Origin of the sequence: Streptococcus mitis subsp. hohhotensis, from assembly GCF_000722775.1 — a bacterium.
Classification (GTDB): Bacteria; Bacillota; Bacilli; order Lactobacillales; family Streptococcaceae; genus Streptococcus; species Streptococcus carlssonii.
In genome coordinates this window covers 837,990-856,135 of record NZ_JPFZ01000009.1, presented here as the reverse complement: position 1 = coordinate 856,135, position 18,146 = coordinate 837,990, and the positions used below count along the sequence as shown (strand labels likewise).

Below are 18,146 nucleotides of genomic sequence, written 5' to 3'. Positions count from 1 at the left end.
GGGGACCTTTTTAGTCGGTGAATAGAGATTGCGAAGCAATCATCCGAATCCAGTGGATTGTTTTAGTCGGCAGATGAAGATTGCAAAGCAATCTTCATCTACATTAAAAGGTTAATTTCTAATAATTGAAAAAATCGAATGAAACGTTTCTTACCTTCATTCACAGAGCTCGATTTCAGAGCTCTTTTTGCTAGCTTATTCATACTTTTCTGAATTTTGAAAAAGAAATGTAAGCGTTTGATAGATTTACAAAAAGATTGTATAATAGGGATAAGAATAGAAAAGGAGAAGTCTCATGGCAGTTAAAGATTTTATGACCCGCAAGGTAGTGTATATTAGTCCAGATACAACAGTATCTCATGCAGCAGATTTGATGAGAGAGCAAGGGTTGCACCGCTTGCCTGTTATCGAAAATGATCAATTGGTTGGTTTGGTGACTGAGGGCACCATTGCCCAAGCAAGTCCATCCAAGGCAACAAGTCTTTCTATCTATGAGATGAATTATCTTCTGAATAAGACAAAAGTAAAAGATGTCATGATTCGCGATGTTGTCACTGTTTCAGGCTATGCGAGTCTAGAGGATGCAACTTATCTGATGTTGAAAAACAAGATTGGTATTCTTCCTGTCGTAGATAACCATCAAGTCTATGGGGTTATTACGGATCGTGATGTTTTCCAAGCCTTTCTTGAAATTGCTGGTTATGGAGAAGAAGGAATTCGTGTGCGCTTTGTTACAGAAGATGAAGTTGGTGTCCTCGGAAAGATTGTTTCTTTGATTGCAGAAGAAAATTTGAATATCTCGCATACAGTCAATATTCCGCGTAAGGATGGTAAGGTCATTATCGAAGTTCAAATCGATGGCTCAATTGATTTACCAGCCTTGAAAGAAAAATTTGAATCAGAGAATATTCAAGTAGAAGAAATTACTCGTACTTCAGCAAAAGTCTTGTAAGAAGGGAAGCCGAAAGGCTTCTTTTTACGTGTAATAAGAGATTAGAGCAAAAGATGGAAAGAAATGATAAAATATGCTATAATGAAACGATGTAAAAAAGGAGTATTTATGGACATTTCAGTAATTCGTCAGAAAATTGACGCAAATCGTGAAAAATTAGCTTCTTTCAGGGGGTCTCTTTGACCTAGAAGGTCTAGAGGAAGAGATTGCCATCTTGGAAAATAAGATGACAGAACCTGATTTTTGGAACGATAATATCGCGGCCCAAAAAACGTCGCAAGAATTAAATGAATTAAAAAACACCTACAACACCTTCCACAAAATGGAAGAGTTGCAGGATGAAGTCGAAATTTTATTAGACTTTTTAGCTGAAGATGAGTCGGTGCATGAAGAATTGGTTGAGCAGTTATCAGAACTTGATAAGATGATGACCAGTTATGAGATGACCTTGCTCTTGTCAGAACCTTATGACCATAATAATGCCATCTTGGAAATCCATCCAGGTTCTGGTGGTACTGAGGCGCAGGACTGGGGCGATATGTTGCTTCGTATGTATACTCGTTATGGTAATGCTAAAGGCTTTAAAGTGGAAGTATTGGATTACCAAGCAGGAGATGAAGCTGGTATTAAGTCGGTAACTTTATCATTTGAAGGTCCTAATGCCTATGGCCTTCTCAAGTCAGAAATGGGTGTGCACCGTTTGGTGCGAATTTCACCATTTGACTCTGCTAAACGTCGCCATACCTCTTTCACATCTGTAGAAGTGATGCCTGAGTTGGACGATACCATTGAAGTGGAAATCCGGGAAGATGACATCAAGATGGATACCTTCCGTTCAGGTGGTGCCGGTGGACAAAACGTCAACAAGGTTTCAACAGGTGTACGTTTAACCCACATTCCAACTGGAATTGTTGTCCAATCAACAGTGGATCGTACCCAGTATGGAAATAGAGATCGAGCTATGAAGATGTTGCAGGCTAAGCTCTATCAAATGGAGCAGGAAAAGAAAGCTGCGGAGGTAGATTCCCTCAAGGGTGAGAAAAAAGAAATCACATGGGGAAGCCAAATCCGTTCTTATGTCTTCACGCCTTATACTATGGTAAAAGATCATCGAACTAGCTTTGAAGTTGCTCAGGTAGATAAGGTTATGGACGGAGACCTAGATGGTTTTATCGATGCCTACCTTAAGTGGCGAATCAGCTAAGAAAGAAAGGAACTCACATGTCAATCATTGAAATGAGAGATGTCGTCAAAAAATACGACAACGGAACGACTGCCCTACGCGGTGTTTCGGTCAGCGTTCAACCGGGAGAATTTGCTTACATTGTAGGACCTTCAGGAGCAGGGAAGTCAACCTTCATTCGTTCTCTATATCGTGAAGTAAAAATCGATAAAGGAAGCCTATCAGTTGCTGGTTTTAATCTGGTTAAGATTAAAAAGAAAGATGTCCCGCTTCTACGTCGTAGTGTTGGGGTTGTCTTCCAGGATTATAAATTGTTGCCAAAGAAAACGGTCTATGAAAATATTGCTTACGCTATGGAAGTAATCGGGGAAAATCGCCGTAATATCAAAAAACGTGTGATGGAAGTTTTAGACTTGGTTGGGTTGAAGCATAAGGTTCGTTCTTTCCCAAATGAGCTCTCAGGTGGAGAGCAACAGCGGATTGCGATTGCACGTGCCATTGTAAATAATCCCAAAGTATTGATAGCCGATGAACCAACAGGAAACCTGGACCCGGATAATTCATGGGAAATTATGAATCTCTTGGAACGGATTAACCTACAAGGAACAACTATTTTGATGGCGACTCATAATAGCCAGATTGTAAATACCTTGCGCCACCGTGTCATTGCCATTGAAAATGGCCGTGTCGTTCGTGACGAATCAAAAGGAGAGTATGGATACGATGATTAGTAGATTTTTTCGCCATTTATTTGAATCACTAAAAAGTTTGAAACGAAATGGTTGGATGACAGTGGCTGCTGTCAGCTCAGTCATGATTACTTTGACCTTGGTTGCCATATTTGCTTCTGTTATTTTCAATACAGCGAAACTAGCTACAGATATTGAAAATAATGTTCGAGTGATGGTTTATATTCGAAAGGATGTAGCTGATAATAGCGAGACTATTGAAAAAGAAGGTCAAACTGTTACAAATAATGACTACCACAAGGTATACAATGCTTTGAAGGGGATGTCTACGGTTAAGAGTGTTACTTTTTCAAGTAAAGAAGAACAATATGAAAAATTAACCGAGACAATGGGTGATAACTGGAAAATTTTTGAAGGAGATGCCAACCCACTCTATGATGCCTATATCGTTGATACAAATACGCCAAGTGATGTAAAAACTGTAGCCGAGGATGCTAAAAAAATTGAAGGTGTGTCTGAGGTTCAGGATGGTGGTGCCAATACAGAACGCCTATTCCAACTAGCATCATTTATCCGTGTTTGGGGATTAGTTATTGCAGGACTTTTGATTTTCATTGCAGTTTTCTTGATTTCAAATACCATTCGTATTACCATTATTTCTCGCAGTCGCGAAATTCAAATCATGCGCTTGGTTGGTGCTAAGAACAGTTATATTCGTGGACCTTTCTTACTTGAAGGTGCCTTCATTGGTTTGCTTGGAGCAACTGCACCATCAGTGTTGGTCTTTATTGTTTATCGAATGGTTTACCAATCTGTCAATAAGTCGTTGGTCGGACAAAATCTGTCTATGATCGCGCCAGAGGTATTTACTCCTCTGATGATTGCCCTATTATTTGTGATTGGGATTTTCATCGGTTCACTGGGATCAGGAATTTCCATGCGCCGATTCTTGAAGATTTAGGGAAACTAGCTACTTTTATGAGGAGATTAAATGATCTCCTTTTTTTGCTACAAAAATTTTAGAAAAAGTCTATTTTTTTTGTAAAAGCCTTTACAAAAAAATTAAAGTGGTATAATTAAATCATAAAAGGTGCAAACGTTTTCGTAAAACGTTTGCCTAAATAAAAATAAAGGAGATTTGAATGATGAAAGATACATTCAAAAATGTCTTGTCTTTCGAATTTTGGCAAAAATTCGGTAAGGCTTTGATGGTGGTTATCGCGGTTATGCCGGCTGCTGGTTTGATGATTTCAATCGGTAAGTCTATCGTGATGATTAACCCAACCTTTGCACCGCTCGTTATTACTGGTGGTGTACTAGAGCAAATCGGTTGGGGGGTTATCGTTAACCTTCATATCTTGTTCGCCCTCGCTATTGGAGGAAGCTGGGCTAAAGAACGTGCTGGTGGTGCTTTCGCCGCTGGTCTTGCCTTCATCTTGATTAACCGTATCACTGGTACAATCTTTGGTGTATCAGGCGATATGTTGAAAAATCCAGATGCTATGGTAACTACTCTCTTCGGTGGATCAATCAAAGTTGCTGATTACTTTATCAGTGTTCTTGAAGCTCCAGCACTTAACATGGGTGTATTCGTAGGGATTATTTCTGGTTTTATTGGAGCAACTGCTTACAATAAATACTATAACTTCCGTAAGCTTCCTGATGCACTTTCATTCTTTAACGGAAAACGTTTTGTACCGTTTGTAGTTATTCTTCGTTCAATAATTGCTGCAATTGTACTTGCTGCTTTCTGGCCAGTAGTTCAAACAGGTATCAATAGCTTTGGTATCTGGATTGCCAACTCACAAGAAACTGCTCCAATCCTTGCACCATTCTTGTATGGTACATTGGAACGTTTGCTCTTGCCATTTGGTCTTCACCACATGTTGACTATCCCAATGAACTACACAGCTCTTGGTGGTACTTATGATGTCTTAACTGGTGCAGCTAAAGGTAGTCAAGTATTTGGTCAAGATCCACTTTGGCTTGCATGGGTAACAGACCTTGTAAACCTTAAAGGTACTGATGCTAGTCAATACCAACACTTGTTAGATACAGTACATCCAGCTCGTTTCAAAGTTGGACAAATGATCGGTTCATTCGGTATCTTGATGGGTGTAGTTGTGGCTATCTACCGTAATGTTGATGCTGACAAGAAACATAAATACAAAGGTATGATGATTGCAACAGCTCTTGCAACATTCTTGACAGGGGTTACTGAACCAATCGAATACATGTTCATGTTTGTAGCAACACCTATGTATCTTGTTTACTCACTTGTTCAAGGTGCTGCCTTCGCTATGGCTGACGTTGTAAACCTACGTATGCACTCATTCGGTTCAATCGAGTTCTTGACTCGTACACCTATTGCAATCAGTGCTGGTATCGGTATGGATATCATTAACTTCATTTGGGTAACTGTTCTCTTTGCTGTAATCATGTACTTTATCGCAAACTTCATGATTCAAAAATTCAACTACGCAACTCCAGGGCGTAACGGAAACTACGAAACTGCTGAAGGTTCAGAAGAATCTAGCAGCGAAGTGAAAGTTGCAGCAGGTTCTCAAGCTGTAAACATTATTAACCTTCTTGGTGGACGTGCAAACATCGTTGATGTTGACGCATGTATGACTCGTCTTCGTGTAACTGTTAAAGATGCAGATAAAGTAGGAAACGCAGAACAATGGAAAGCAGAAGGAGCTATGGGTCTTGTCATGAAAGGACAAGGGGTTCAGGCTATCTACGGACCAAAAGCTGACGTATTGAAATCTGATATCCAAGATATCCTTGATTCAGGTGAAATCATTCCTGAAACTCTTCCAAGCCAAATGACTGAAGCACAACAAAACACTGTTCACTTCAAAGGTCTTACTGAGGAAGTTTACTCAGTAGCAGACGGTCAAGTTGTTGCTTTGGAACAAGTAAAAGATCCAGTGTTTGCTCAAAAAATGATGGGTGATGGATTTGCAGTAGAACCTGCAAATGGAAACATTGTATCTCCAGTTTCAGGTACTGTATCAAGCATCTTCCCAACAAAACATGCTCTTGGTATTGTGACTGAAGCAGGTCTTGAAGTATTGGTTCACATTGGTTTGGACACAGTAAGTCTTGAAGGTAAACCATTTACAGTTCATGTTGCTGAAGGACAAAAAGTTGCAGCAGGAGATCTCCTTGTCACAGCTGACTTGGATGCTATCCGTGCAGCAGGACGTGAAACTTCAACAGTAGTTGTCTTCACAAATGGTGATGCAATTAAATCAGTTAAATTAGAAAAAACAGGTTCTCTTGCAGCTAAAACAGCAGTTGCTAAAGTAGAATTGTAATATACTTGAGGTTGGAAGCTGTATTCCAACCTCTTATTTTGGGAGAAAAGAATGAAATTTTTAACACTCAATACTCATAGTTGGATGGAAAAAGAAGCTGAGGAAAAATTCCAGATTTTGCTTGAGGATATTCTTGAAAAGGACTATGATTTGATTTGTTTCCAAGAAATCAATCAGGAAATCACTTCGCCAGTGGTGGAGGTTAATGATCTTTATCAAGCTTTGCCAGCTGCTGAGCCTATTCATCAAGACCACTATGTTAGACTCTTGGTTGAAAAGTTGTCTGAGCAAGGGAAAGATTACTACTGGACTTGGGCCTATAACCATATCGGTTATGATCGCTACCACGAAGGTGTGGCTATCTTGTCTAAAACACCTATTGAAGCCAGAGAAATTTTGGTTTCAGATGTGGATGATCCAACAGACTATCATACTCGCCGTGTTGCCTTGGCTGAAACTGTAGTTGATGGTAAGGAGCTTGCAGTTGCAAGTGTCCACCTTTCTTGGTGGGATAAAGGTTTCCAAGAAGAATGGGCACGATTTGAGGCTGTCTTGAAAGAATTGAACAAGCCGCTTTTGCTAGCTGGAGATTTTAACAATCCGGCTGGACAGGAAGGCTACCAAGCTATTTTAGCTAGTCCATTGGGTTTACAAGACGCATTTGAAGTTGCTCAAGAGAAAAGCGGTAGCTATACCGTTCCACCAGAAATTGATGGCTGGAAAGGGAACACTGAACCTCTTCGAATCGATTATGTCTTTACTACCAAAGAGTTAGCGGTGGAAAATTTACATGTCGTATTTGATGGTAACAAGAGTCCACAAGTGAGTGATCACTATGGCTTGAATGCTACTTTAAACTGGAAATAAAGATTGAAAAGAGGTTGGAATCATGAAGTTCCAGCCTTTTTCTGACTAGAAAAGGTACTGGAAATAGCCTAATACTCTTCGAAAATCAAATTCAAACCACGTCAGCTTCACCTTGCTGTACTCAAGTACAGCCTGCGGCTAGCTTCCTAGTTTGATCTTTGATTTTCATTGAGTATAAATAAGTGAGGATACTGAAATGGAATAAAATATGGTATAATTGGTAAGATAGATAGAATCGAGGATATTATGTCATTTACGAAATTTCAATTTAAAAACTATATTAGAGAAGCCTTGGAGGAGTTGAAATTTACAACTCCAACAGAGGTGCAAGACAAGTTGATTCCGATTGTTTTGGCAGGTCGTGACCTAGTCGGTGAATCAAAAACAGGTTCGGGTAAGACTCACACTTTCCTATTGCCGATTTTCCAGCAATTAGATGAAACCAACGATAGTGTTCAAGCAGTCATTACTGCACCGAGCCGTGAGTTGGCTACTCAAATTTACCAAGCAGCGCGTCAGATTTCAGCTCACTCAGATGTCGAAGTTCGTGTGGTTAATTATGTGGGAGGGACAGATAAGGCTCGCCAGATTGAAAAATTGGCAAGCAATCAGCCTCATATTGTTATCGGAACACCAGGCCGTATCTACGACTTGGTTAAATCTGGTGATTTGGCTATTCACAAGGCCAAGACCTTTGTGGTCGATGAGGCAGACATGACCTTGGATATGGGATTCTTAGAAACTGTTGATAAGATTGCTGGAAGCCTTCCAAAAGACTTGCAATTCATGGTTTTCTCAGCGACTATTCCACAAAAACTGCAACCATTCTTGAAAAAATACTTGTCAAATCCTGTCATGGAGAAAATCAAGACCAAAACGGTCATTTCTGATACCATTGATAATTGGTTGATTTCTACTAAGGGACGTGATAAGAATGCTCAAATTTATCAGTTGACTCAGTTGATGCAACCGTATTTGGCAATGATTTTTGTTAACACTAAAACGCGTGCTGATGAATTGCATTCATATCTGACTGCTCAAGGCTTAAAGGTGGCAAAAATCCATGGGGATATTGCACCTCGTGAGCGCAAGCGTATCATGAATCAGGTGAAAAATCTGGATTTTGAGTACATTGTCGCAACAGATTTGGCAGCGCGTGGGATTGACATTGAAGGTGTCAGCCATGTCATCAATGATGCCATTCCGCAAGACTTATCCTTCTTTGTGCACCGTGTTGGTCGTACCGGACGCAATGGCCTACCAGGTACAGCTATTACCCTATATCAGCCAAGCGATGACTCGGATATCCGTGAGTTGGAGAAATTGGGAATCAAGTTTACTCCTAAGATGGTCAAAGACGGGGAATTCCAAGATACCTATGACCGTGATCGTCGTGCAAACCGTGAGAAAAAACAAGATAAGCTCGATATCGAAATGATTGGTTTGGTTAAAAAGAAAAGAAAAAAGTCAAACCGGGTTATAAGAAGAAAATTCAATGGGCGGTTGATGAAAAGCGCCGCAAAACCAAGCGTGCTGAAAATCGTGCTCGCGGCCGTGCAGAGCGTAAAGCAAAACGCCAAACATTTTAATAGTAATTGTTGGAGTAATGAGCTCCAACTTTTTTAATTATGTGACTTTCAGTCCGTCTCACTCCGTTAGGTGCGAGACAAAAAACCACCCGCTATGCGGGTGTGCGTCGAAGGTTATACCAAAAAAACTCCAAACGCGATACAATAAAGGTGTTCAAGCCAATTGTAAAGCGAAAGGAGAAAAATATGGTACAAAAGGCTCATAGTTTATCGCACACAAAGTATCACTTTGTGTTCACCCCTAAGTATAGACGAAAAGTTATCTAAAATCAATATCAAAGTAGTTTATCACATTCGAATCACAAAAAATTTTAAAAAATGGCAATATTTGTTAACAAGAATTTTGTCGTTTGTTATAATGTAGTTGTAAATGATTAAGATTGGTAATCAAAAAATAAAGAGGGGAATGTCATGAATAAGAAATATAACAAGTTTCTATTTTTGTTGTTTATAGTTTATTTATTTGGATATTTTTCAATTTCAAAAACGTTAATTCCTTTAATGTGTGTGATACAAGTATTTTTGATAGAACATATATTTAGAGTTCGAAATAGGATTATGCAGATAGGTGAAATTATAATTGTTGTTGCTTCTATAATATTATTTGTTGATAGTATATTGAATTTGTAACAAAAGGCTTCTCTATAGAATCAAATTTTCTAGATATCTACTGAATCTGATTTATATCCTCATATTTCTTCTACTATATTTGTCACTAAACTTGACAGACATATATTACTGATACAGCCTCTCTACCTACAATCTTACAGTTAATCTGAGGCTAGTTTCTTAGTTTGCTCTTTGATTTTAGTTGAATTTTATTTGATAAAAAGAAATGCTCCTCCAAGGCGGAAGAGCATTTTTTATTGTGATTTTGATTCGGTTTCTGCCGACTCTGGATGGAGTTCTTGGTAACTTGGTGCCTTGAAAAGGTCAGCACTGGTTTTACCTTTTCGTTGGCTAAAGAGACTGGTTGATTGACTACCTTTTTCCTGCTCAATCTTTTGCAGAATTGGTAAAGAATTGAGGTAAGAAATACTTTCTGTATCAACTTTTCCAAGATGATCTGCTTGGTAGAAACGTATCAAATCGCCAGTTTGAATCTGATCGCTGATTTTTAGCTGTTGACTAGCTGCTTGACGAACAATTTCTAGTTCAGTCTGAGCTTGTTCATCAAGATTGCTGATTTCAAGACCGCTCTCAGTATAGTAGGTTCGTCCGTCGTAGTTGGTATATTTTGGTGTGACGAAGGAATTGGCAGTTCGAAAGGCAACGATTTCTTGGTGGTCTGGTGATAGGAGGTCTTGGCCGACTTGAAGGAAGGAATTGGACTCAATACCAAGGAGGTGTTCGAGAGTCGGTAAGATATCGATTTGCCCACCGTAGGTATTGATGATTTGCCCCTTTTCATAGCCAGGCATGACCACCATAAAAGGCACTCGTTGCAACATGGCATTGTCATAATTCGACCAGTTCTCAGAAATTTTTCCAATCAAAGGTGCTAGTTCAGGATTGCGGGAGTTGGAAATGCCATAGTGGTCTCCGTAAATGACGATGATGGATTTTTCATAGAGGCCACTTTCTTTGAGATAGTCAAAGAAGGCCTTGATGGCACTGTCCAGATAGTTGGCTGTTTGGAAGTAGCCATTGATAGTTTCATCTTTGGTCTTGGCCAAGGGGAAACCAAGCTCATCGCCCGTCAGATTGCTAGCATAAGGATAGTGGTTGGACACCGTGATATACTTAGCGTAAAAAGGTTGCTGTAAGTGTTCCAGATATTGGATAGAATCTTTCATCATGATTTTATCATTTAAACCATATTGGAAAGAATTGCTACTGTTTTGCTTGGTAAAATAGGAAGCATCAAAGAAGTATTGGTAGCCCCATTGTTTGTAGGTCGTATTTCGGTTCCAGAAGGTCCCGATATTACCGTGAAAGACAGCACTTGATTGGTATCCATTTTTTGATAGGATAAAAGGTGCTGCCTGCTGGGTATTGGTGCCACCGTAGTTGACCATAAAGGAACCTTGGTCAAGGCCAAATAAACCGGTCTCCAGCATAGTTTCTGCATCTGAGGTCTTACCAGCCTTGACTTGGTTAAAGATATTCGAAAAGGCTAGTGTAGATTGCGAATGGTAGAGGGAGTTGAGGAAGGGAGTGACTTCATGCTCAGTTCCATCTATGTTGAGTTTATAGTCCAGTAGGAACTGCTGAAAACTCTCCAAGTGGAGATAAATCACATTTTTCCCTTTGGCTAAGCCGAAATAGTCTGGATTGGGTTTAGCAGAATGTTCTTGAATATAATCTGTAATAGGTTGAAGATCAGTCTCAGAGGCCTTGGCACGTTCTTTGTTTGCACTGTAGGATTGGTTGGCACTATAGCCTAAAAAGGCTGGCAAACTGAGGGCGCGAACAACATAATAATTCGAAAATCCTCGCGATAGGAGATCGGGACGCTCAATTTCAGCCAAGAAAAGATTAGCAGAAAAGAGCAAGGCTGAGAGTGCAGTGATAGCAACACTGGAGCGGAATTTGAAAGGTCTCCTGTCCAGCTTGATGAGTTTTTTATAGAAAAGGAAAGCCAGCAATGGGAAATCCATAAAATAGATGAAATCCCAAGGACGCAGTAACTCTAATTCCGCAGTGCCGACAGACACCTTGCTGACCACCTTCATGGTATTAGCCGTGATAAAGTCGCTAAATTCTCGATAGTAAAAGACATTGGAATAGAGCCAAATGAATAAAAGGCTATAAATAGCTATACTCAGGCCATAAAAGATCTTGGTTGACCGAGCATAGAGGGCTAGAGCCAGCAGGAGGAGTCCCAAAGGAAGAGGATTGAAAAAGGCGATAAAGGCAAGGTAATTTCCCTGCAACTTGCCAACTTGAATATCTAAATTAAAGTCAACGGTATAGGCTAATAAGGTTTTGAGCCAATAGAGGATTAAAAGGGTTAGGACAAAACCCAGTCTGGTACCGATGGCTTTTTGGATTTTGTTAAAATTGCTTTTCACACATTTACTTCCTAATTTTTTATTAGTATTAGTATACCATTTTTTAAAAGAAGAGTAAAAAAGCAAGGGTAGTTTCTTTTTTGAGAATTGGCTAAAAGTTTGATATAATGGTAGTTATGAATAGAATAAGAGTTAGTAAAAGGGTTGAAAAGAAGCTCGCCAAAGGTCTGGTTTTACTAGAAGCCAGTGATCTTGAGAATGTCAATCTTAAGGATCAGGAAGTAGAAGTGCAGAGTCAAGAAGGAAACTTTCTTGGGACTGCCTACCTTTCCCAGCAAAACAAGGGCTTGGGCTGGTTTGTTAGTAAGGACAAGGTGACCTTCAATCAAGCTTTCTTTGAAATGCTGTTTAGACAAGCTAAAGAAAAGAGAAGCGCCTACTATCAAGATGATTTGACAACTGCCTTTCGTCTCTTCAACCAAGAGGGAGATGGCTTTGGCGGTCTGACAGTGGACCTTTATGGCGACTATGCTGTCTTTTCTTGGTATAACTCTTATGTTTATCAGATTCGCAAGGTTATCTCAGAAGCTTTTAGACAGGTTTTTCCTGAGGTCTTAGGGACATATGAGAAGATACGCTTTAAGGGGTTGGACTATGAATCAGCCCATGTTTATGGTCAAGAAGCACCTGACTTTTTCACTGTTTTAGAAAATGGTGTTCTGTATCAAGTCTTTATGAATGATGGCTTGATGACAGGAATTTTCCTAGACCAGCATGAAGTCCGCGGTAGTTTAGTGGATGGATTGGCTATGGGTAAATCCTTGCTCAATATGTTTTCCTACACAGCAGCCTTTTCAGTAGCTGCGGCCATGGGAGGAGCAAGCCAGACTACTTCGGTTGACCTAGCTAAACGTTCACGAGAATTGTCTCAAGCGCATTTTCAGGCAAATGGAATCAGCACAGGCGACCATCGTTTTATAGTCATGGATGTCTTTGAATATTTCAAGTATGCCAAGCGAAAAGGCTTGACCTACGATGTGATTGTACTAGATCCTCCTAGCTTTGCTCGGAACAAAAAACAGACCTTCTCTGTGGCCAAGGATTATCACAAGTTGATATCCCAGAGTCTTGAGATTTTAAATCCGGGAGGGATTATCATTGCCAGTACCAATGCTGCCAATGTTTCCCGTCAGAAATTTACAGAACAAATTGATAAAGGCTTTGCAGGAAGAAGTTACCAGATTTTAAACAAATACGGTCTTCCAGCAGATTTTGCCTATAATAAAAAAGATGAAAGTAGTAATTACCTCAAGGTGATTAGTATGAAGGTTAGTAAATGAAATTAATCGTTTCAGTAATGCCAAGAAGTTTAGAGGAGGCCCAGGCTCTGGACGCCACGAGGTACCTGGATGCCGACATCATTGAATGGCGTGCCGACTATCTGCCTAAAGAAGCGATTTTGCAGGTGGCTCCAGCGATTTTTGAAAAATTCGCAGGTCGTGAGTTGGTTTTCACGCTACGAACTCGCTCTGAAGGGGGAGAAATCGACCTTTCTCCAGAAGAATATATCCATCTCATCAAGGAAGTGGCGCAACTCTATCAACCAGACTATATTGATTTTGAGTACTATAGCTACAAGGATGTTTTTGAGGAAATGCTGGACTTTCCAAATCTCGTTTTGAGTTACCACAATTTCCAAGAAACACCTGAAAATATGATGGAAATCTTGTCAGAGTTGACGAGCCTAAATCCAAAACTTGTTAAGGTCGCGGTGATGGCTCACACGGAGCAGGATGTGCTAGACTTGATGAACTATACACGAGGCTTTAAAACCCTCAATCCTGAGCAAGAGTATGTAACTATTTCTATGGGCAAGGTGGGCAAGGTCTCTCGTATCACTGCGGATGTGACAGGTTCGAGTTGGTCTTTTGCCAGTCTGGATGAGGCTAGTGCCCCTGGTCAGATTTCTCTAGCTAACATGAAAAAAATCAGGGAGATTTTGGATGAAGCTTGATGGCTATACACGTTTAGCTGCAGTTGTTGCCAATCCTATTAAACATTCTATTTCCCCTTTTATTCACAATAGTGCCTTTGAGGCGACAGCTACCAATGGTGCTTATGTGGCTTGGGAGATTGAAGCGGGTGATTTGGCAGAAACAGTGGCCAATATTCTTCGCTACCAGATGTTTGGCATCAACCTGTCCATGCCCTATAAGGAACAGGTAATTCCCTATTTGGATGAGCTGAGTGACGAAGCGCGCTTGATCGGTGCGGTCAATACGGTTGTCAATCATAATGGCAATTTAATTGGATATAATACAGATGGCAAGGGATTTTTTAAGAGCTTGCCTTCTTTTACAATTACAGGTAAGAAGATGACCCTGCTGGGTGCAGGTGGTGCGGCCAAGTCCATTTTGGCACAAGCTATTTTGGACGGCGTCAGTCAGATTTCGGTCTTTGTTCGTTCAGTTTCTATGGAAAAAACAAGACCCTACCTAGACAAGTTACAGGAGCAAACAGGCTTTAAAGTGGACTTGTATGCTTTAGAAGATGTTCCTGTCTTGCAGGAAAGGATTACTGACTCGGATTTACTGATCAATGCCACCAGTGTGGGCATGGATGGCAAATCCTCTCCAGTTCCAGAAAGCATCAATTTGCCAGAAACTATCTTAGTAGCAGATATCATTTACCAACCCTTTGAAACTCCATTTTTGAAATGGGCTAGGAGGCAGGGCAATCCAGCGGTCAATGGTCTAGGAATGTTGCTCTATCAAGCTGCAGAAGCCTTTCAACTGTGGACAGGCAAGGAAATGCCAACAGAAGAAATTTGGCAGTCTTTAACAGAAAAATACCAATAAAGAAAGGGAGATTCTCCTATGAAAATCAGAATCGATATTCCTCATCATCCTTATGATATTCAGATTGAAAAAGGTTGTCTGGCTCAAGCTGGTCAGTGGTTGCGAGAACTCTGGCAACCACAAAAAGTGGTCATTGTAACAGACAACCATGTAGCTTCTCTTTATGCAGAGAAGGTCAAGCTCAGCCTAGAAGATGCTGGTTTTCAGGTAGCTGTTTTTGACTTTTTAGAAGGTGAAGAAAGAAAGAATTTAACCACTGTTCAGAAAGTCTATGAATTCCTAGTTAAGCAGGGGCTAACTCGTAGCGATGGAATTGTGGCTCTTGGTGGTGGTGTCGTTGGGGACCTGGCTGGTTTTGTGGCCTCTACCTATATGCGAGGTATTCACTTTGTTCAGATTCCGACTAGTTTGACAGCACAGGTGGATTCTTCTATCGGTGGAAAGACAGGCGTCAATACTCCATTTGCTAAGAATATGGTAGGAACTTTTGCCCAACCAGATGGGGTTCTGATCGATCCACTTGTCCTTGAAACGCTCGGAAAAAGAGAGTTGATTGAAGGGATGGGTGAAGTTATCAAATATGGCTTGATTGAGGATCCAGAACTATGGACTCTATTGACGGAGCTAGATGGTACTGTAGAGAGCATTTTTGAGCATGCAGAGACCTTGATTGAACATTCTTGTCAGGTTAAGCGCAAGATGGTAGTTGAGGATGAGTTGGATAATGGTGTTCGTCTTTACCTCAATTTTGGCCACACTATTGGTCATGCTATTGAAGCGACGGCCGGCTATGGCAAAGTCATGCATGGAGAGGCTGTGGCCATGGGAATGGTGCAGATATCCAAGGTTGCTGAGGAAAAAGGCCTCATGCCGGCTGGCATTACCCAATCTATCACAGAGATGTGTCAGAAATTTGGACTACCTGTTGACTATGAAAACTGGGATGTTGATAAGCTTTATCAAGCTTTGACTCATGATAAGAAAGCGCGTGGCAATACCTTGAAATTGGTCTTGGTGCCAGAGCTTGGTTCGGCAACCATTCACCCAGTTTCTCTGGAAGAGATGAAAGACTACTTGGTAAAATAAGGAGAGTGTATGAGATATTTAACTGCAGGAGAATCACACGGCCCCCGTCTGACGGCTATCATTGAAGGAATTCCAGCTGGACTTCCTTTGACAGCTGAGGATATTAATGTGGATCTTAAACGCCGTCAGGGTGGCTACGGTCGTGGTGGTCGTATGAAGATTGAGAGTGACCAGGTTGTCTTTACATCGGGCGTTCGCCATGGGAAAACGACAGGGGCTCCCATTACTATGGATGTCATCAATAAGGACCACCAAAAATGGCTGGACATCATGTCTGCGGAGGACATTGAAGACCGCCTTAAAAGCAAACGAAAAATCACCCATCCTCGCCCAGGTCATGCCGATTTGGTTGGAGGCATCAAGTACCGTTTTGATGATTTACGGAATTCTTTGGAACGTTCATCAGCTCGTGAAACCACCATGCGAGTGGCAGTTGGGGCTGTAGCCAAACGTCTCTTAGCTGAACTGGATATGGAGATTGCTAACCATGTTGTGGTCTTTGGTGGCAAGGAAATCGATGTACCTGAAAATCTGACAGTCGCTGAAATCAAGCAACAAGCTGCCCAGTCTGAAGTTTCTATTGTCAACAAAGAACGAGAACAGGAAATCAAGGACTATATTGACCAAATCAAACGTGACGGTGATACCATCGGTGGAGTTGTGGAGACAGTCGTCGGAGGCGTACCAGTAGGACTTGGTTCCTATGTTCAATGGGACAGAAAATTGGATGCGAGATTGGCCCAAGCCGTTGTTTCTATCAATGCTTTTAAAGGGGTGGAATTTGGTCTTGGCTTTGAAGCTGGTTACCGCAAAGGCAGCCAAGTTATGGACGAAATTCTCTGGTCTAAAGAAGATGGCTATACTCGCCGTACCAACAATCTAGGGGGCTTTGAAGGTGGTATGACCAATGGGCAACCCATCGTTGTTCGTGGAGTCATGAAACCTATTCCTACTCTTTATAAACCACTTATGAGTGTGGATATCGAAACCCACGAACCCTACAAGGCAACCGTGGAGAGAAGTGATCCGACCGCTCTTCCAGCTGCAGGAGTGGTCATGGAAGCTGTTGTAGCAACGGTTCTGGCACAAGAAATCCTTGAAAAATTCTCATCAGATAATCTTGAGGAATTAAAAGAAGCGGTAGCTAAACACCGAGACTATACAAAGAACTATTAAGGAGTTCCTATGGCAAAAACAGTCTATATCGCAGGTCTTGGATTGATTGGTGCCTCTATGGCACTTGGTATCAAACGTGATCATCCAGATTATGAAATTTTAGGTTATAATCGCAGTCAAGCTTCGAGAGATATTGCCTTGAAAGAAGGCATGATTGACCGTGCAACGGATGATTTTGCCAGTTTTGCTCCTTTGGCAGATATCATCATCCTCAGTTTGCCAATCAAACAAACCATTGCTTTCATTAAGGAGTTGGCCGACTTGGACTTGAAAGAAGGAGTGATTATTTCAGATGCCGGTTCGACCAAGTCAGCTATTGTGGATGCGGCGGAGCAGTATTTAGCTGGTAAGCCTGTTCGCTTTGTCGGTGCTCATCCTATGGCTGGTAGTCACAAGACAGGGGCCGCCTCTGCGGATGTCAATCTCTTTGAAAATGCCTATTATATCTTTACACCTTCGAGTCTGACAGGTCAAGACACGCTTGAGGAAATGAAGGACTTGCTTTCAGGTCTTCATGCTCGCTTTATCGAGATTGATGCCAAGGAGCATGATCGAGTCACTTCTCAGATTAGCCATTTCCCTCATATTCTAGCTTCTAGTCTCATGGAGCAGACCGCGGTCTATGCTCAAGAACATGAGATGGCAAGGCATTTTGCGGCCGGTGGTTTTCGAGATATGACTCGAATTGCGGAAAGCGAGCCAGGTATGTGGACATCCATTCTCTTGTCCAATCGTGAGACTATTCTAGACCGAATTGAGGATTTCAAGGGACGTTTAGATGAGGTTGGACAAGCCATCAGCAAGGGAGATGAGGAGCAGGTTTGGAACTTTTTCAATAAAGCGCGTGAGCAACGTCAGGCCATGGAAATCCATAAGCGTGGTGGAGTGGACAGTTCTTACGACCTCTATGTCGATGTTCCCGATGAAGAAGATGTCATCTTGAGGATTTTGGAATTGCTACGTGGAACTTCCTTGGTTAATATTCACATCAATGAGGAAAACCGTGAAGATATTCACGGGATCCTACAAATTTCATTTAAAAACGCTCAAGACTTGGAACGAGCTGAGCATCTCATAACAGAAAATACCGACTACACAGTCGTTGTCAAATAAGGAGAAAATCATGTCAAATATTTACGATAGTGCAAATGAACTCAGTCGCGGTCTACGCGAATTACCAGAATACAAGGCTGTCAAAGCAGCTAAAGATGCTATTTCAGCAGATGCTGAGGCAAGCAAAATCTTTACAGAATATGTTGCCTTTCAAGAGGAAATTCAAAAACTGGCACAGACAGGGCAAATGCCAGATGCGTCCTTCCAAGCTAAGATGGAAGGCTTTGGCAAGCAGATTCAGGGGAACAGCCTCTTGTCAGAATTCTTTACCAAGCAACAACAATTGGCCATTTACCTTTCTGACATTGAAAAAATTGTTTTTGAACCAGTTTCAGAATTGCTAAAATAATAAAATA

The 18,146-nt window shown here is 41.1% G+C and carries 15 protein-coding genes and 1 pseudogene; 15 read left to right on the top strand and 1 reads right to left on the bottom strand.

Features of this window, described 5'->3' with window-relative positions:
- Positions 1-295: 295 nt before the first annotated feature.
- The 8 genes and pseudogenes from SK608_RS06805 to SK608_RS11195 all read left to right on the top strand — a co-directional run.
- Positions 296-952, top strand: coding sequence for a CBS domain-containing protein (locus SK608_RS06805; protein WP_000268660.1), 657 nt, complete (start codon positions 296-298; stop codon positions 950-952).
- A 108-nt stretch (positions 953-1,060) separates the two neighbouring features.
- Positions 1,061-2,156, top strand: a protein-coding gene (gene prfB, locus SK608_RS06800) for a peptide chain release factor 2 (protein ID WP_100069222.1) whose coding sequence is annotated in 2 segments (ribosomal slippage) — positions 1,061-1,132 and positions 1,134-2,156 — 1,095 coding nt in all. Because the reading frame shifts where the segments join, the coding sequence is not laid out codon by codon here.
- Between the two features lie 17 nt (positions 2,157-2,173).
- Positions 2,174-2,866, top strand: coding sequence for a cell division ATP-binding protein FtsE (ftsE, locus tag SK608_RS06795; RefSeq protein WP_000022265.1), 693 nt, complete (start codon positions 2,174-2,176; stop codon positions 2,864-2,866).
- Positions 2,859-3,785, top strand: coding sequence for a permease-like cell division protein FtsX (gene ftsX, locus SK608_RS06790; RefSeq protein ID WP_000625550.1), 927 nt, complete (start codon positions 2,859-2,861; stop codon positions 3,783-3,785). Before ftsE ends, ftsX begins: the two co-directional genes overlap by 8 nt.
- Before the next feature lie 181 nt (positions 3,786-3,966).
- Positions 3,967-6,147, top strand: coding sequence for a PTS transporter subunit IIBC (locus tag SK608_RS06785; RefSeq protein WP_082242438.1), 2,181 nt, complete (start codon positions 3,967-3,969; stop codon positions 6,145-6,147).
- 51 nt (positions 6,148-6,198) lie between these two features.
- Positions 6,199-7,014: an endonuclease/exonuclease/phosphatase family protein gene (locus SK608_RS06780; RefSeq protein WP_033677568.1), complete on the top strand. Its 816-nt coding sequence runs from the start codon at positions 6,199-6,201 to the stop codon at positions 7,012-7,014.
- Positions 7,015-7,260: 246 nt separating this feature from the next.
- Positions 7,261-8,640: a DEAD/DEAH box helicase gene (locus SK608_RS06775; protein ID WP_033677565.1), complete on the top strand. Its 1,380-nt coding sequence runs from the start codon at positions 7,261-7,263 to the stop codon at positions 8,638-8,640.
- 149 nt (positions 8,641-8,789) lie between these two features.
- Positions 8,790-8,867 (top strand): annotated as a pseudogene (locus tag SK608_RS11195) (IS200/IS605 family transposase); the annotation flags it as partial.
- Between the two features lie 599 nt (positions 8,868-9,466).
- Here SK608_RS11195 and SK608_RS06765 read toward each other — a convergent pair.
- Positions 9,467-11,617, bottom strand: a complete 2,151-nt coding sequence (locus SK608_RS06765) for an LTA synthase family protein (protein WP_033677561.1) — start codon at positions 11,615-11,617, stop codon at positions 9,467-9,469.
- Positions 11,618-11,733: 116 nt separating this feature from the next.
- Between SK608_RS06765 and SK608_RS06760 the strand changes: the two genes are divergently transcribed.
- From SK608_RS06760 to SK608_RS06730, 7 genes are read left to right on the top strand one after another with little or no spacing between them, the layout of a single operon-like run.
- Positions 11,734-12,897 (top strand): class I SAM-dependent rRNA methyltransferase, encoded by a 1,164-nt coding sequence (locus SK608_RS06760; protein ID WP_033677807.1) that lies wholly within the window; start codon positions 11,734-11,736, stop codon positions 12,895-12,897.
- A complete protein-coding gene (gene aroD, locus SK608_RS06755) occupies positions 12,894-13,571 on the top strand; it encodes a type I 3-dehydroquinate dehydratase (protein WP_000767765.1) in 678 nt (225 codons plus the stop codon). Before SK608_RS06760 ends, aroD begins: the two co-directional genes overlap by 4 nt.
- A complete protein-coding gene (locus tag SK608_RS06750) occupies positions 13,561-14,415 on the top strand; it encodes a shikimate dehydrogenase (RefSeq protein ID WP_033677558.1) in 855 nt (284 codons plus the stop codon). The genes aroD and SK608_RS06750 overlap by 11 nt, the downstream gene beginning before the upstream one ends.
- A gap of 18 nt (positions 14,416-14,433) precedes the next feature.
- Complete coding sequence (gene aroB, locus SK608_RS06745) at positions 14,434-15,501, top strand: 3-dehydroquinate synthase (protein ID WP_033677556.1); 1,068 nt, start codon at positions 14,434-14,436, stop codon at positions 15,499-15,501.
- Between the two features lie 9 nt (positions 15,502-15,510).
- Entirely contained in the window at positions 15,511-16,677 is a 1,167-nt protein-coding gene (gene aroC / locus SK608_RS06740) for a chorismate synthase (RefSeq protein ID WP_033677554.1), read from the top strand.
- 9 nt (positions 16,678-16,686) lie between these two features.
- Positions 16,687-17,790, top strand: coding sequence for a prephenate dehydrogenase (locus tag SK608_RS06735; protein ID WP_001140854.1), 1,104 nt, complete (start codon positions 16,687-16,689; stop codon positions 17,788-17,790).
- 10 nt (positions 17,791-17,800) lie between these two features.
- A complete protein-coding gene (locus SK608_RS06730; RefSeq protein WP_000065978.1) occupies positions 17,801-18,139 on the top strand; it encodes a YlbF/YmcA family competence regulator in 339 nt (112 codons plus the stop codon).
- Positions 18,140-18,146: the final 7 nt, after the last annotated feature.

Bases quoted from the DNA above. Each gene is read 5' to 3' on its own strand.
- SK608_RS06730 (WP_000065978.1), top strand. From the start codon at position 17,801: ATGTCAAATATTTACGATAGTGCAAATGAACTCAGTCGCGGTCTACGC.
- ftsX (WP_000625550.1), top strand. From the start codon at position 2,859: ATGATTAGTAGATTTTTTCGCCATTTATTTGAATCACTAAAAAGTTTG.
- SK608_RS06785 (WP_082242438.1), top strand. From the start codon at position 3,967: ATGATGAAAGATACATTCAAAAATGTCTTGTCTTTCGAATTTTGGCAA.
- SK608_RS06735 (WP_001140854.1), top strand. From the start codon at position 16,687: ATGGCAAAAACAGTCTATATCGCAGGTCTTGGATTGATTGGTGCCTCT.
- SK608_RS06760 (WP_033677807.1), top strand. From the start codon at position 11,734: ATGAATAGAATAAGAGTTAGTAAAAGGGTTGAAAAGAAGCTCGCCAAA.
- ftsE (WP_000022265.1), top strand. From the start codon at position 2,174: ATGTCAATCATTGAAATGAGAGATGTCGTCAAAAAATACGACAACGGA.
- aroD (WP_000767765.1), top strand. From the start codon at position 12,894: ATGAAATTAATCGTTTCAGTAATGCCAAGAAGTTTAGAGGAGGCCCAG.
- aroB (WP_033677556.1), top strand. From the start codon at position 14,434: ATGAAAATCAGAATCGATATTCCTCATCATCCTTATGATATTCAGATT.
- SK608_RS06750 (WP_033677558.1), top strand. From the start codon at position 13,561: ATGAAGCTTGATGGCTATACACGTTTAGCTGCAGTTGTTGCCAATCCT.
- SK608_RS06775 (WP_033677565.1), top strand. From the start codon at position 7,261: ATGTCATTTACGAAATTTCAATTTAAAAACTATATTAGAGAAGCCTTG.
- SK608_RS06805 (WP_000268660.1), top strand. From the start codon at position 296: ATGGCAGTTAAAGATTTTATGACCCGCAAGGTAGTGTATATTAGTCCA.
- SK608_RS06780 (WP_033677568.1), top strand. From the start codon at position 6,199: ATGAAATTTTTAACACTCAATACTCATAGTTGGATGGAAAAAGAAGCT.
- aroC (WP_033677554.1), top strand. From the start codon at position 15,511: ATGAGATATTTAACTGCAGGAGAATCACACGGCCCCCGTCTGACGGCT.